The sequence below is a fragment of the Streptomyces qaidamensis genome (assembly GCF_001611795.1).
GTDB classification, from domain to species: Bacteria; Actinomycetota; Actinomycetes; order Streptomycetales; family Streptomycetaceae; genus Streptomyces; species Streptomyces qaidamensis.
In genome coordinates this window covers 8,911,244-8,924,221 of sequence record NZ_CP015098.1, presented here as the reverse complement: position 1 = coordinate 8,924,221, position 12,978 = coordinate 8,911,244, and the positions used below count along the sequence as shown (strand labels likewise).

The following is a 12,978-nucleotide window of genomic DNA, read 5'->3' as shown; positions in this document are numbered from 1 at the left end:
TCGACTTCGCCGGGCGTCCGGCACGGGCCGGACGCCCCTTCGGCATGCCCCGACGGCCGGCTGTCCGAGCCCTCTCTGCCGACGCATGTTTGTACGCAGATGACGCACTGTTCGTGCAGGTCAGAGGGGGTGTGTCGGGCCTACGCTCGACACGGCGGCACACACCGTGGCGGCGACCGGCGGCCGCCGCCCGACCGAGGGACAGGCGGAGGAACACATGACAGCGATCGAACACGTGGGCGTCGTGGGCGCGGGCCAGATGGGCCGGGGCATCACCGAGGTGTGCGCCCGGGCCGGGATACAGGTCACGTTGTGCGACGTGACCGAGGACAGGGCCCGGGCCGGGCTGGCCGGCGTGGCCGACTCCCTGCTGAAGGCGGAGAAGCGCGGCGCCGTGACACCCGAGGAACGCGCGCACGCCCTGGCCGGCATCTCGGTCACCGGGGACCTCTCCCGCATGGGCGGGGCGGACCTGGTCATCGAGGCGGCCGTCGAGGACGAGCGGGCCAAGACGGCACTGTTCCGGCAGCTGGGCGACATCGTCACGGACCCGGAGGCCGTACTCGCCAGCAACACCTCCTCGATCCCCATCGCCCGGCTCGCGGCCGCTGCGGGCCGTCCGGAGACGGTGATCGGCCTGCACTTCTTCAACCCGGTCCCCGTCATGCCCCTGGTGGAGATCGTCCCGTCCCTGCACACCTCGGCAAGCACCGAGCAGCGCGTGCGGGCCTTCGCGGACGATGTCCTGGGCAAGAGGACGATCGTCGCGCAGGACCGCGCGGGCTTCGTGGTGAACTCCCTATTGATCCCTTACCTGTTGGCCGCAGTGCGCATGGTCGCCTCCGGCACGGCGACGGCGGAGGACATCGACACGGGCATGACGGCCGGGTGCGCGCATCCCATGGGGCCGCTGCGTCTCGCCGACCTCATCGGACTGGACACCGTGGCGGCGATAGGCGAAGCGCTGTACGAGGAGTACCGGGAGCCGTTGTACGCCCCTCCCCCGCTGCTGCGCCGCATGGTCGAATCGGGTCTGCTGGGCCGCAAGTCGGGACGGGGCTTCTTCGACTACCAGCCCGCCTGACGTCATCGACGGGCCGCGCGAGCCTCCCGGGGACTCATGCCGTAGGCCGCCTTGAAGGCGTGGCTGAAGTGGGCCGGGTCCGCGAAACCCCAACGCCCGCCGACGGCACCGACCGGAAGGTGGTCCAGTGTCGGGTCGGCGAGGTCGCGCCGGCACCGGGCGAGGCGCTGTTCCCGGATCCAGCCTGCGACCGTGTACCCCTGCGCGGCCAGCAACTTGTACAGGTAGCGGCGGGAGATGCGGTGGGCGGCCGCGATGCCCTCAGGGCTGAGCCCGGGGTCGGCGAGCCGCTGCTCCATGTAGCCGAGGACCCGCTCGGTGAGCAGGGCCGGGCCGGCCTCCTCGGCCCTCCGGTCCCCGCCCGCGTGCTCCACGAGCAAGGTGCCGACGAGGTCGATCACGTTGTCGGCGAGCCGGGGCGTGCCCCGGGACTCCAGGTGTTCCATCTGCCGCGCCAGTCCGTGCAGGAGGGGCAGGACCACCTGCCCGAGCCCGTCGTGGCAGGGCACCGGAGTCGCCGTCACCCGCAGCAGGTCACGCTCCGCCAAGGGCAGCATCGTCCGGGGGAACATGAGCACGAGGCCGGTGTGGGTCTGGTGGAGGTCGTAGGTGAAGGGACGGCGCGTGTCATAGACGACCAGTTCTCCCGGTCCCACTGCGGCCTGGCGGTCCCGCTGGGTCAGCACGCCCTGCCCGGTGAGCTGCACCGTCAGCTGGAACAGGTCGGGTGCGTCGGATGCGATGTGGCGGCGGGTGCGCGCGATGCTGTGCGGCTCGGCCGAGATGACCGACATCTGTACCTGGCCGACCCGCACGGCGTGCAGGGACGCCCTGAAGTCGGCGCTCTCGCGAGGCCGGACCTCCAGGGGCACGAGGTTGCGGCTCACGGCGTCCCGCCAGCAGTCCAGTCGTTCGGTGGCCGTGCCTTCGCTCGGCGTCGTGATCCGGGGCATGCGGCTCTCCTCCCGGCGGTGCCGGAACCCACGGGAACGGGCTCGGACGGCACTCCTGGCGAGGATGGTAAGTCTCGCCGGGCGTTCTGCAACCGGCTCGCGGGCCGTGTTCTCAGCCACACAAATTGCCGGTGCTCCCGGACACAAGCGGGTGCTGCGCCGCCCCCCACATCATGCGAGCAGTGACGACGGGCCGCCTCGGCCGGTGTCCCGTCCGTCGTCCTGTGACCGCCGAAATCCGAGGATCCTCCATGTCTACCGTGCTCCAGCCCACCGCATCGCCCGACCAGGCAGCCGATTGCCTCGTGCTCGGCCGTGTCCGGGCACACCTGCCCGAGATCGCGGCACGATCCGCTGAGGCCGAAGCCGCCCGGGCCGTCCCCGCTGATCTCATCGCCGCTCTGCGCGAAGCCGGTGTGTTCCGCATGAGCCTGCCCAGGGCCTGGGGCGGCGAGCAGCTGGACCTGGTGGACAGCGCTCGGGTGGTCCGGGAGATCTCGCGGGCCGACGGGTCCGCCGGCTGGACCGTTCAGGCTGCTTCGATGGCCTGGTTCTTCGTCCGTTCGCTGCCCCACGAGACGCTCGCGAACGAGGTGTTCGGCGACGGCGCCGACCTGATGCTGCGTGGGGCGATAGCACCCAAGGGCAGGGCGACCGCGGTCGCGGGAGGCTACCGCCTCAGTGGGCGCTGGCCTCTGGCCAGTGGGTCGTTCACCCCGGACTGGATGCTCGCGGGATTCGTGGTCGAGGGCGCACCTCCGCTCCCGGACGGCCGTCCGGACATGCGCGTCGCGCTCTTCCGACCGCAGCAGGCCACCTTCCTCGACACGTGGGACGCCGTGGGTCTGCGCGCCACTCAGAGCACGGACTTCACGATGGACGACGTCTTCGTGCCCGAGCGCTTCACCGGACCGCTGGTGGGCGGCAACAACATCCCCGCTCCCTTCTACGGCTTGCCGTACTCCGCCACCGGCTCGTCGCACGACGCCGTCATCATCGGCTGTCTGGAGGGCGCGCTGGACGATCTGGCCGCACTCGCCACCACCAAGCGGCCGGCGTTCGATCCCAGGCTCGTCATCGGGGAGGACCCGGTGTTCCAGGAGAAGTTCGCCGAACTGCACCTTCGCACGGCGGCACTGAACGCCCTGCTGGAGCAGACCGGCCGCGTCGTCATGGACCGCGCGCTAGCGGGCGTGGAGCCCACCGCGCGCGAATGGTTCGGCTACACCGGCGGCCACCAGCACATCCACCACGAGGGCATCCGCCTCCTCAACGAACTCATGACCCTGTCGGGCAGTTCGGGGCTCTACAGCTCCCACCCCCTGCAACGCCGCTGGCGCGACGTCCGCTGCGTCTCCCAGCACGTCGCGGGCAACAACGGCTCGCTGCGCCGTCTGGGCGCGGTTCTCTCGGGCCGGGAGGACGTCCGATGAGCGCCCTCTCGACGCCACCGACCGACCCCGCCGTGCTGCGCCAGGCGTTCGGCTGCTTCCCCTCCGGGGTGACAGCCCTGTGCGCACTGGATGCGGACGGGCCGGTGGGCATGGCCGCGAGTACGTTCACCCCGGTCTCCCTTCGGCCGCCGCTGGTGTCGGTCTGTGTCCAGGACACCTCGTCGACCTGGCCCAAGCTGCGGATGCGGGGCCGACTGGGCCTGAGCGTGCTGGCGGAGGAGCAGGACCGGATCTGCCGCTCGCTGGCGGGAAAGGGAGTTGACCGGTTCGCAGATGTCGAGTGGGAGGCGTCCGAGGGCGGTGGTGTGTACATCCACGGCGCGGGTCTGTGGCTGGACTGCTCGGTTCACTCCGAGTTCCCCGGAGGCGACCACACGATCGTGCTGCTGGAGATCCACGCTCTGAGGGCTGAACCCGACCGGGAGCCGCTGGTGTTCCACGGCAGCCGGTTCCGGCGTCTGGCCGTCTGACGCGGGAGACAGCACACGCCAGAGCTCCCGCCCCCGTCACATGTACGGGGGCGGGAGCTCTCGCCCGGCAGGTCTCTCAGTCGGCCGCGCGCCGGGCGGCCACTTGCCGGGTCAGCTCGGGAGCCACGGCGAACAGGTCGCCCACCACGCCGTAGTCGGCGAGGTCGAGGATCGGGGCCTCGGGGTCCTTGTTGACCGCGACGATCGTCCTGGAGGTCTGCATCCCCGCCAGGTGCTGAATGGCTCCCGAGATGCCCAGGGCGATGTACAGCTGGGGCGAGACGGACTTGCCGGTCTGTCCGACCTGGTATTGGTGCGGGTAGTAGCCGGCGTCCACCGCGGCGCGTGAGGCGCCCACCGCGCCTCCCAGGGCGTCGGCCAGGTCCTCCACCACCGAGAAGCCCTCCGCTCCTCCGACCCCGCGTCCGCCGGAGACGACGACGGCCGCCTCGGTGAGTTCGGGACGGTCCCCTGCGATCGCGCCGCGACGGGCGGTGACGCGGGCGCAGCTCGTAGGGGCGGCCGGCGGCAGGGCGAGCTCCTTCACCTCCGCCCGCACCGGACACTCCTCCGCCTCGAACGACCCCGGCCGCAGTGTGATCACCGGCATGCCGTGCGTGACCTGTGAGCGCACGGTGTACGACCCGCCGAAGACGACCTGGGTGACCACGCGGGAGGAGTCCACGTCGACCGCGTCGATCAGCAGCCCGGTGTCCAGCCGCGCCGCCAGACGCCCCGCCACCTCCTTGCCGTCCGTCGTCGCGGAGACCAGAACGGCGGCGGGGGAAGCCTCCCCGGCCGCGCGTTCCAGGGCGTCTACGGCCGGCGTGCCGAGGAACTCGTCCACCTCGGCGGATTCGGCCGCGTAGACGCTCCTGGCGCCATGGCGGGCCAGGGACGCCTCCAGGCGGGCAGCGGTGCCGGGAGTTCCGACCACGACGGCCGCCGGCTCGCCCAGCCTCCGTGCTGCGGTGAGGAGTTCGTAAGTGGTCTTGTGGACATGTTCCCCGTCGTGGTCGACGAGGACGAGGACATCGGGCATGGGTGCCTGCTTCATGGTCGGGCTTGTCGGGCGTTCAGACGAGCTTCTGGGCGATGAGAAATTCGACGAGCTGCCGGCCGGCCGAGCCGTCGTCCGTGACGCGCGTGCCGGCCGCCCGCGCCGGACGCGGCACGGCCTCCACCACACGGGTGCGGGTGGTGAGGAATCCGGTGCCGTCCGTGTCGGGGAACAGCTCGTCGAGGCAGACCGTCTCCACCGGCTTCTTCTTTGCGGCCATGATCCCCTTGAAGGAGGGGTAGCGGGGTTCGTTGATCTTCTCGGTGACACTGACCAGCGCGGGCAGGGGTGCGTCGAGCGTGGTCTCGCCCTGCTCGGTCTCGCGCTCGGCGCGCACCCGTCCCGCGTCCACGTTCAGCTCCCGGGCGTGCGTCAGCTGCGGCAGGCCGAGCAGGTCCGCGACCATGGCGGGTACCGCGCTCGCCTGCCCGTCGGTCGTCGCGTTGCCCGCGAGCACCAGGCCGACGTCCCCCACCGTCCGCACGGCTGCCGCCAGCACCCGCGCGGTGGTCACCACGTCGGCGCCCCGCAGCCTGTCGTCGCAGATGTGGATGCCGCGGTCGGCGCCCATCGCCAGGACCTTGCGGATCGCGTCGAGCGCGGTGTCGGGTCCCATGGACACGACGGTGACCTCGGCCCCCACGGCCTCCTTGAGGGTGAGGGCCTCCTCCGCCGCGCGCTCGTCGATCTCGTCCAGCACGAGGTCGGCGCTCTCGCGGTCGAGGGTGTGGTCCGCCCCGGCGAGGGTGCGCTCCGCGCTGGTGTCCGGGACCTGCTTGACCAGTACGACGATGTTCACGGTCGTCCTCCTCCGGTTCCGGGTGGTCAGCGGAACGCCGGATAGCCGGTGACCGCCTGGCCGACGACGAGCGTGTGCATCTCGTCGGTGCCCTCGTACGTGCGGACGGACTCGAGGTTGTTGGCGTGGCGCAGGGGCGAGTACTCCAGGGAGACGCCGTTGGCGCCGAGGACGGTGCGGCACTCGCGTGCGATGGCGATGGCTTCCCGGACGTTGTTGAGCTTGCCGACGCTGATCTGCTCGGGCCGGATGCGGTGCTGGTCCTTCAGCCGGCCCAGGTGCACGGCGAGGAGTGCGGCGCCGCCCAGGGACACGGTCATGTCGGTGAGCTTCTTCTGGGTGAGCTGGAAGGCGCTGATCGGCTTGCCGAACTGCACGCGGGAGTCGGCGTAGCCGATCGCGGCCTGCAGCGAGTCCCGGGCCGCGCCCAGGACGCCGAAGAGGATGCCGAAGCGGGCCTCGTTCAGGCAGGACAGCGGTCCGCGCAGGCCCTGCGCCAGGGGCAGCCGCGCGGAGTCGGGCAGCCGTACCTGGTCGAAGTAGAGCTCGGAGGTGATCGAGGCGCGCAGCGACATCTTCTGCTTGATGTCCTGCGTGGTGAAACCAGGGGTGCCGCGGGGCACGAGGAAGCCGCGGACGCCGTCCTCGGTCTGCGCCCAGACGGTGGCGACGTCGGCGATGCCTCCGTTGGTGATCCACATCTTGGAGCCGTTCAGGATCCAGTCGTCGCCGTCGCGGACGGCCTTGGTGCGCATGCCGGACGGGTTGCTGCCGAAGTCGGGTTCGGTCAGGCCGAAGCAGCCGATCGCCTCGCCGGCGGCCAGCCGGGGCAGCCACTCCTGCTTCTGCTCCTCCGAACCCCACTTCCAGATGGAGAACATCGACAGCGAGCCCTGCACGGAGACGAAGCTGCGGAACCCGGAGTCGGCCGCCTCCAGCTCCAGGCATGCCAGGCCGTAGCTCACCGCGTTCGTCCCGGCGCAGCCGTAGCCTTCGAGGTGCATGCCGAGCACACCCAACTTGCCTAGTTCCGGGGCTAGTTCGCGGGCGAAGTGCGCGTTCTCGAACCACTCGCCGATGTGCGGACGCACCCGGTCGGCGAGGAACTTGGCGACCGTGGCCTGGATCTCGCGCTCCTCGTCGGTGAGGACGGAGGCGATGTCGAGCAGGTCGAGGGGGTCCTTCAGGGGCGTGCCGCTCATGCTGTGGTTCCTTGTCATCAGGGTCGGGAAATCGAGGTCGGTGAGGTGCTTGTGCCGGCACTCCGCAGGGCCGGGGCCGCGCCGGGCGTCACGCGGAGGCATCGTCGGAGCCGTCGAGCGGGCCGTCGAGGATCTCCGCGGTGTGCCGGCCCAGACCGGGCGGAGGGAGGCGGTACTGCGCTGGTGTCCCGCTCAGCGTGATGGGGTGCGCCACCTGGCGGGAGGGCGTGCCCTCGCCACCGCCGTCGGCTGCGCCGGGGATGTCGACGATGCCGGGCAGGCCGAGCTTGTGGGCGAAGGCGAAGGCGTCGTCGAGGGTGTTGACCGGTCCGGCGGGCACCCCCGCCGCGAGCAGGACGGTCGACCAGTGGTCGGCGCTCGCCGCACCGAGCCGCCTGGTCAGGATGTCCCGCAGTTCGACGCGGTGGGCGACCCGGTCCGCGTTGGTGCGGAAACGGTCGTCGTGGGCGAGACCGGGTTGCCCGACGGCCTCGCACAGCGCCGCGAACTGCCGGTCGTTGCCCACCGCGAGGGCGATCGGCCGATCGGCGGTGGGGAGGGTCTCGTACGGCGCGATGCTCGGGTGCGCGTTGCCCATGCGTTCCGGGACCACACCGGCGACGGCGAATGCCGAGGCCTGGTTGACCATGGCCGACAGCAGCGAGGTGAGCAGATTGACCTCGACCAGTTGTCCCCGGCCGGTGGCGTCGCGGTGCCGGAGGGCCGCCAGGATGCCGAGGGAGGCATGCAGCCCGGTGATCACGTCGACGAGGGCCACGCCTGCCTTCACCGGCTCCCCGTGCGCCTGGCCGGTCACGCTCATCAGACCGCCGACGGCCTGCACGAGCAGGTCGTATCCGGGGATCGCCGCGCCCGCGCCGCTGCCGAAGCCGCTGATGGAGCAGTAGATCAGCTCCGGGTGCTGCTCCAGGAGCTCCTCGTGGCCGAGGCCCAGCCGCTCCATCGTGCCGGGCCGGAAGTTCTCCACCAGCACGTCGGACCGGGCGATCAGGTCGCGTGCCCGTGCGCGGCCGGCCTCCTCGGTCAGGTCCAGGACGATCGACCTCTTGTTCCGGTTGACGCTCAGGAAGTAGGTCGAGATGCCGTCCTGGTCCGCCGGCGGGTGCCAGGCCCGGGTGTCGTCCCCCGTGCCGGGCCGCTCGACCTTGATCACGTCGGCGCCGAGGTCGGCGAGGAGCATGGTGGCGTACGGCCCCGCGAGAACCCTGGAGAAGTCGGCGATGCGCAGGCCGTCGAGGGCACCGCGGCCCGGTGCACGGGGGCCGGCGGCCCGTCCCTCCGGCTGCTGGTGCTGCGTGCTCATGCGCTTCCCTCTCTGGTCGTTCCGGCCGGCGGTGGGCGTGACGGAGCCGGGTTCCTTCACCACCAGCGCTCCAAGGACGTGGCGCGGTAGGTGAGTTCGACCAGGGGGAATCCTTGGCCGCGCGGAGCCGCGCCCCGCACGACCCGTACTCTCGCCCCGATCGCGACCACGACCGGTTCCGTGCCGGTGACCTGGCAGAGCAGGTTGAAGCCCTCGGCCATCGCGACGAACCAGGTGTTGAGCGGGGCCTGGCCGATACGGCGGACGAGGACCCCGGCGCCGGTGCTGCGCTCCCGTTTGAAGGTGGTGGCTCCGCAGGCACGGCAGAACGAGCGACGGTAGGCGGGGGTGCCGCACCACAGGCACCGCTGGAAGAAGAGGTCGCGGCAGATCGCCGACTGTGGCGGCTCGGCCGTCGCGGTCATGTCGAGGGCAGCCGCCTCGGTGTCTTCCTTGAGCTTGTCGTGTGCGCGGCTCTCTGTCCGGAGCATCGCGGCCTCCCGTACGCGGTTCGGTGACCGAAAGAAGGGGATCGGAATTCCGATGTCCCCATCACCTTGGCCCTGCCGCGAAGAGGAGGTCAACGACGGGTTGGCGTATCTTTGTGCGCGGAAAACGCGCCGTCCGACCAGCTCAGAAGGGTTCCTCCGGCACTAGGCTCAGCCAGGAGGCGCTGGTGTACGGCCGGCGAACCGCAGGTCCGGTGGCAGGGTGCCACCGGACCTCAGGGGCCCACGTCAGCGCCGGCGAGCCCAGCCGGCGCCGACTCCGGCGACCTGCAGGGCCAGGCACATCAGACCCAGCAGCATGACGTTGGTCGAAGAGAACACATCGTTGGTGCCGAGTTCTGCCGCGTTGATCAGGAACGCCACGAAGAACAACACCGCCGCGACTATGCCGAGCATGAGACGAGCTCCTCTCCAAGGGGGTGAAGCCCGTATGCCCCGCCCCCGCCGACCGACACCCCGGGGCGGATCCGGGCCTGTCCGGGGAGGCGGTCCGTCAGCAGCCGTCCCGCTGTGCGTGGGCTTCGGCGAGGAGGAGGTAGCTGCTGGCGGTCCAGGTGTACGCGCGGTCGCGCAGGCCCTTCCCGGTGAGCGCGTCGAAGTTCTCGGCGAAGCCGTGGGTTTCGCACAGAGCGCGGAAGCGGGCGCTGATGTCGTCCGCGAGGCGCTCGTGGCCGGCGCGGCGCAGGCCGTCCTCGATGAGGACGGTGGCGGGGGCCCAGATGGGGCCGCGCCAGTAGCCGTCGGCGAGGTAGTGCGGGGAGGTGGGCAGTTCGGTGGCGAGACCGTAGGGCGTGAGGTGGGCCTTGATGTGGTCGGCCAGTGTGCTGCTGACGCCGCCGGGCAGGTGCTCGCCGAGGACGACGGGCATCAGGTCGAGGAGGCTGGAGCTGCTCCAGGTGTCCCCGGTGCCGACTCCCCGGGCCACGAACCGGTCGGTGGCCCAGAGCCGGTCGAGCAGCGCCGCCTGCGTCTCCTCGGCTGCCCGTGTCCACCGGCGCACGTCGTCGGGCCTGTCCAAGGCCCGGGCCAGGTCGGCCAGTTCATGGAGCTGGAGGACGAGGAAGGCGGCCAGGTCGGCGGATTCGATCACCCGCTCGGGGTCGAAGGTGGTGGCGTTGTCCCAGCCGCTGTCGTTGCCGTGCTGGTAGTGCGGCAGGTCGGCGCCGGGTGCTCGCCGCGCGGTGAGCCAGAAGCCGGTCCAGCGTTCCAGCCGGTCGTAGGTCTCGGCGAGCTCGGCGGGGCCGGGGGGTGTCGGCAGCCGTCGGCGCAGGTGGCCGAAGGTCCAGCCGTGGATGGGCGGTTTGACGAAGTTGTAGAGGACCTCGGAGTGGGTGACGGAGTCGGGCAGGGCTCCGCTGTCGTCCTGGTGGTCGAAGGGCAGGGCGAACTGGTCGAGGGCGAGTTCGGGGCAACCGGGGGCGAGGGCGAGGGCGTTGAAGCAGTGGTCCCAGCTCCACACCTTGTCCATCCAGTGCTTGGACATCAGTACGGCGGGCCGCGTGACCAGACCGGTGGGGCGTACGGTGGCCGACCAGACGACGTAGGCGGCGAGTTCGGCGGCGGGGGTGGCGGACGAACGCCACGGGGCCACCTTGTCGACGAAGTCCGCGAACCGGGTCTGTGCGGCTTCGGTGACCGCGTCGAACGGCACGGAGGACGCGTACGGCGGGCGGGCGGTGTCGAGTTCCTCGATCGCGATCTCCCACTGGCCGTGGGTCTCCGCGGTCATGGTGAGGCCGCGGTGCCCGCCGCCCAGCGTCTGGGTGCCGGGGGTCCCGGCGACGGTGCCGGACAGCACGGTGACGCGGTAGCGGCGTCCGGTCTCGTAGGACGTGAACACGTGGGCGTCCGCGGCCGGGTCGCGGAAGAAGTATGTTCCGCTGAACGGGGTGAGGGTCCGCGCGGACGCGTCGACGCTGATGCCGAGGCCGCTCCCCCGCAGGCGGACGGTGTCGGGCGACTCGTAGGAGAGGTCGATGCGTCCGCCCGTGCTGATCCAGCTGAGCAGGCCCGGTGTGGTCTCGACGCGGGCTTCGGTCCGGTCGCCCGTCGCCGGGTCCAGGGGCACGAGACGCAGGACGGCGTGCATGCCGTTCTGGTGCGAGACGAGGTGGAGGTCCTCGGCGTAGGTCTTCTCGGCCACCACGGGTGAGATGTCGAACCAGGACCCGTGGGTGCTGAACGGGATCTCGTGGACGGAGAAGGCCGGGCCGGATCGGGCGGCGGTCATGAAGCTGACTCGTTTCTCGAGCAGGGGTCACCGGTCGCATGACGGGCAGGCGGCTCAGTCGTGACGGGGAGGTTGAGGCGGTCAGTCCTTGACGGCCCCGGCGGTCACGCCGGCGGCGACGTAGCGCTGGGCGAGGACGAGGATGACCGCGGCGGGCAGTGAGGCCACGACGGCGGTGGCCATGATGGCGTTCCACTCCTGGTTGTTGTTGCCGATGTAGTGGTAGATGCCGAGGGTGATCGGCTCGTGGGCGCCGCCGTTGACGAGGGTGCCGGCGAAGACGAAGTCGGACCAGGACCACAGGAACGCGAACAGGGAGACCGTGACGACGGCGTTGCGGCTCATCGGCAGGACGACGGACCAGAACGTCCGCAGGGCCCCCGCTCCGTCGGTCCTGGCGGCCTGGAGGAGTTCGCCGGGGATGCCGGACATGAACGCGGTGAAGATGAGCACGCCGAAGGGGACGGCCAGCGTGGAGTCGGCGACGATCAGGCCGGGGACGGACTGGAGCAGGCCGAGCTGGAGGTAGATGGCGTAGAAGCCCATCGCCATGATGATGCCGGGGATCATCTGGGCGGCCAGCAGCACGAAGTTCAGGATGCCGCCGCCGCGTGGGCGCAGCTTGGCCAGGGCGTAGCCGGCGGGGGCGGACAGGGCGACGGTGAGGACGACGGTACCCAGGCCGATGACGAGGCTGGTGCCGAGGTAGGGCAACTGCTCGTCGAGGACGGTGCGGTAGCCGTCCAGTGTGCCGTGGGCGGGGAAGAGGTCCGGTGGGCTCTTGCGCATGTCCCGGTCGGGGGTGAGGGACACGTTGAGCATCCAGTAGACCGGGAAGAGCATGAGTGCGGTCAGCAGCAGGCCCAGGGCGGTCTTCCACCAGGTGCGGCCGGTGCGTCGGTTCATGACAGGGCCTGCTTTCGCTGGACCTTGAGGTAGATCAGGCCGAACACCAGGGCGGCGACGACCAGCAGGTTGCCGACGGCCGCTCCGGGCCCGAAGGCGGGCAGGAGGTTGCCGAACCCGAGTTGGTAGGACCAGGTGGCGAAGGTGGTGGACGAGTCGGCCGGGCCGCCCTTGGTCATGATCCAGATGATGTCGAAGACCTTGAGCGTGTAGATCAGGCCGAGGAGGAGGGTGATCGCGGACACCGGGCGCAGCAGCGGGAAGGTGATGCGCCAGAACCGCTGCCAGGCGTTCGCGCCGTCGAGGGCGGCGGCCTCGTACAGGCTCGCGGGGATGGACTGCAGGCCGCTGTACAGCACGACGAGGTTGAACGGGACACCGATCCAGATGTTCGCGATGATCACCGAGGTCAGCGACCAGGACGGCGAGGTCAGCCAGTTCACCGGCCCGATGCCCAGGGCGTGCAGGGCGGCGTTGACGATGCCGGAGTCGCTGTTGAGCATCCACGACCAGGTGGACGCCGACACGATCAGCGGCAGCAGCCACGGCACGAGGAACAGGGCACGCAGCGTCGCCGACAGCCGGAAGTGCTGGGTGAAGAAGACCGCGAGCGCGAGGCCGATGGCGTACTGGAAGAGCAGGCAGACGCCGGTGAAGAGCACGGTGTGGAGCAGGGCGGGGGCGAAGGTCGGGTCGTCGAAGACGGTCCGGTAGTTCTCGATGCCGGTGAAGGGCGCGTTGCCCTGGACGAAGGAGCGGACGGTGTAGTCGCGCAGGCTGAGGTCGAGGTTGCGGTAGAGCGGATAGGCGTAGAAGAGGGCCAGGTAGAGGGTCACCGGGGCGAGGAACGCCCAGGCGGCCCACTGCTCGGAGGCCGGGCGGCGCCGGTCGCGCGCGGGGGCCGGGGGCGGGGCGGCGATGGCCGCTCCGTTCCGGACGTGCGCGGACGGGTGGTCCGGCGGATGGATCGTCTGCTTCATCGGACCC

Annotated in this window: 13 protein-coding genes; 3 read left to right on the top strand and 10 right to left on the bottom strand. The window is 70.8% G+C overall.

Features of this window, described 5'->3' with window-relative positions; translation table 11 throughout:
• Positions 1 to 217: 217 nt before the first annotated feature.
• Positions 218 to 1,084 (top strand): 3-hydroxybutyryl-CoA dehydrogenase, encoded by an 867-nt coding sequence (locus A4E84_RS39155; RefSeq protein WP_062931085.1) that lies wholly within the window; start codon positions 218 to 220, stop codon positions 1,082 to 1,084.
• Between the two features lie 2 nt (positions 1,085 to 1,086).
• Here A4E84_RS39155 and A4E84_RS39150 read toward each other — a convergent pair whose 3' ends face one another.
• A complete protein-coding gene (locus A4E84_RS39150) occupies positions 1,087 to 2,037 on the bottom strand; it encodes an AraC-like ligand-binding domain-containing protein (protein ID WP_062931084.1) in 951 nt (316 codons plus the stop codon).
• A 251-nt stretch (positions 2,038 to 2,288) separates the two neighbouring features.
• Here A4E84_RS39150 and A4E84_RS39145 point away from each other — a divergent pair, with 251 nt between their 5' ends.
• Positions 2,289 to 3,470, top strand: a complete 1,182-nt coding sequence (locus A4E84_RS39145) for an acyl-CoA dehydrogenase family protein (RefSeq protein WP_062931083.1) — start codon at positions 2,289 to 2,291, stop codon at positions 3,468 to 3,470.
• Positions 3,467 to 3,961 carry a flavin reductase family protein gene (locus tag A4E84_RS39140; RefSeq protein ID WP_062931082.1) on the top strand — a complete coding sequence of 165 codons (495 nt, stop codon included), beginning with the start codon at positions 3,467 to 3,469 and terminating at the stop codon, positions 3,959 to 3,961. Before A4E84_RS39145 ends, A4E84_RS39140 begins: the two co-directional genes overlap by 4 nt.
• A 76-nt stretch (positions 3,962 to 4,037) precedes the next feature.
• On the opposite strand, the gene A4E84_RS39135 is transcribed toward A4E84_RS39140, so the two are convergent.
• The 9 genes from A4E84_RS39135 to A4E84_RS39100 form a co-directional block, all read right to left on the bottom strand.
• Positions 4,038 to 5,003, bottom strand: a complete 966-nt coding sequence (locus A4E84_RS39135) for an electron transfer flavoprotein subunit alpha/FixB family protein (protein WP_062931081.1) — start codon at positions 5,001 to 5,003, stop codon at positions 4,038 to 4,040.
• Positions 5,004 to 5,037: 34 nt separating this feature from the next.
• Positions 5,038 to 5,820 (bottom strand): electron transfer flavoprotein subunit beta/FixA family protein, encoded by a 783-nt coding sequence (locus A4E84_RS39130; protein WP_062931080.1) that lies wholly within the window; start codon positions 5,818 to 5,820, stop codon positions 5,038 to 5,040.
• 26 nt (positions 5,821 to 5,846) lie between these two features.
• Positions 5,847 to 7,022, bottom strand: a complete 1,176-nt coding sequence (locus tag A4E84_RS39125) for an acyl-CoA dehydrogenase family protein (RefSeq protein WP_107308446.1) — start codon at positions 7,020 to 7,022, stop codon at positions 5,847 to 5,849.
• Positions 7,023 to 7,110: 88 nt separating this feature from the next.
• Positions 7,111 to 8,346 (bottom strand): CaiB/BaiF CoA transferase family protein, encoded by a 1,236-nt coding sequence (locus tag A4E84_RS39120; RefSeq protein ID WP_062931826.1) that lies wholly within the window; start codon positions 8,344 to 8,346, stop codon positions 7,111 to 7,113.
• A 56-nt stretch (positions 8,347 to 8,402) separates the two neighbouring features.
• The gene (locus A4E84_RS39115) at positions 8,403 to 8,837 is read right to left on the bottom strand and encodes a Zn-ribbon domain-containing OB-fold protein (protein WP_062931079.1); all 435 of its coding nucleotides are present in this window, start codon (positions 8,835 to 8,837) and stop codon (positions 8,403 to 8,405) included.
• 246 nt (positions 8,838 to 9,083) lie between these two features.
• Positions 9,084 to 9,251: a hypothetical protein gene (locus tag A4E84_RS43650; protein ID WP_167455432.1), complete on the bottom strand. Its 168-nt coding sequence runs from the start codon at positions 9,249 to 9,251 to the stop codon at positions 9,084 to 9,086.
• Between the two features lie 97 nt (positions 9,252 to 9,348).
• A complete protein-coding gene (locus A4E84_RS39110; protein WP_062931078.1) occupies positions 9,349 to 11,085 on the bottom strand; it encodes an MGH1-like glycoside hydrolase domain-containing protein in 1,737 nt (578 codons plus the stop codon).
• An 81-nt stretch (positions 11,086 to 11,166) separates the two neighbouring features.
• Positions 11,167 to 11,991, bottom strand: coding sequence for a carbohydrate ABC transporter permease (locus A4E84_RS39105; RefSeq protein ID WP_062931077.1), 825 nt, complete (start codon positions 11,989 to 11,991; stop codon positions 11,167 to 11,169).
• Positions 11,988 to 12,971, bottom strand: coding sequence for a carbohydrate ABC transporter permease (locus A4E84_RS39100; protein WP_062931076.1), 984 nt, complete (start codon positions 12,969 to 12,971; stop codon positions 11,988 to 11,990). Before A4E84_RS39100 ends, A4E84_RS39105 begins: the two co-directional genes overlap by 4 nt.
• Positions 12,972 to 12,978 lie beyond the last annotated feature (7 nt).

Excerpts from the sequence above, each read along its gene's own strand:
- A4E84_RS39155 (WP_062931085.1), top strand. The coding sequence starts at position 218 with ATGACAGCGATCGAACACGTGGGCGTCGTGGGCGCGGGCCAGATGGGC.
- A4E84_RS39150 (WP_062931084.1), bottom strand. The coding sequence starts at position 2,037 with ATGCCCCGGATCACGACGCCGAGCGAAGGCACGGCCACCGAACGACTG.
- A4E84_RS39145 (WP_062931083.1), top strand. The coding sequence starts at position 2,289 with ATGTCTACCGTGCTCCAGCCCACCGCATCGCCCGACCAGGCAGCCGAT.
- A4E84_RS39140 (WP_062931082.1), top strand. The coding sequence starts at position 3,467 with ATGAGCGCCCTCTCGACGCCACCGACCGACCCCGCCGTGCTGCGCCAG.
- A4E84_RS39135 (WP_062931081.1), bottom strand. The coding sequence starts at position 5,003 with ATGCCCGATGTCCTCGTCCTCGTCGACCACGACGGGGAACATGTCCAC.
- A4E84_RS39125 (WP_107308446.1), bottom strand. The coding sequence starts at position 7,022 with ATGAGCGGCACGCCCCTGAAGGACCCCCTCGACCTGCTCGACATCGCC.
- A4E84_RS39120 (WP_062931826.1), bottom strand. The coding sequence starts at position 8,346 with ATGAGCACGCAGCACCAGCAGCCGGAGGGACGGGCCGCCGGCCCCCGT.
- A4E84_RS39115 (WP_062931079.1), bottom strand. The coding sequence starts at position 8,837 with ATGCTCCGGACAGAGAGCCGCGCACACGACAAGCTCAAGGAAGACACC.
- A4E84_RS43650 (WP_167455432.1), bottom strand. The coding sequence starts at position 9,251 with ATGCTCGGCATAGTCGCGGCGGTGTTGTTCTTCGTGGCGTTCCTGATC.
- A4E84_RS39110 (WP_062931078.1), bottom strand. The coding sequence starts at position 11,085 with ATGACCGCCGCCCGATCCGGCCCGGCCTTCTCCGTCCACGAGATCCCG.
- A4E84_RS39105 (WP_062931077.1), bottom strand. The coding sequence starts at position 11,991 with ATGAACCGACGCACCGGCCGCACCTGGTGGAAGACCGCCCTGGGCCTG.
- A4E84_RS39100 (WP_062931076.1), bottom strand. The coding sequence starts at position 12,971 with ATGAAGCAGACGATCCATCCGCCGGACCACCCGTCCGCGCACGTCCGG.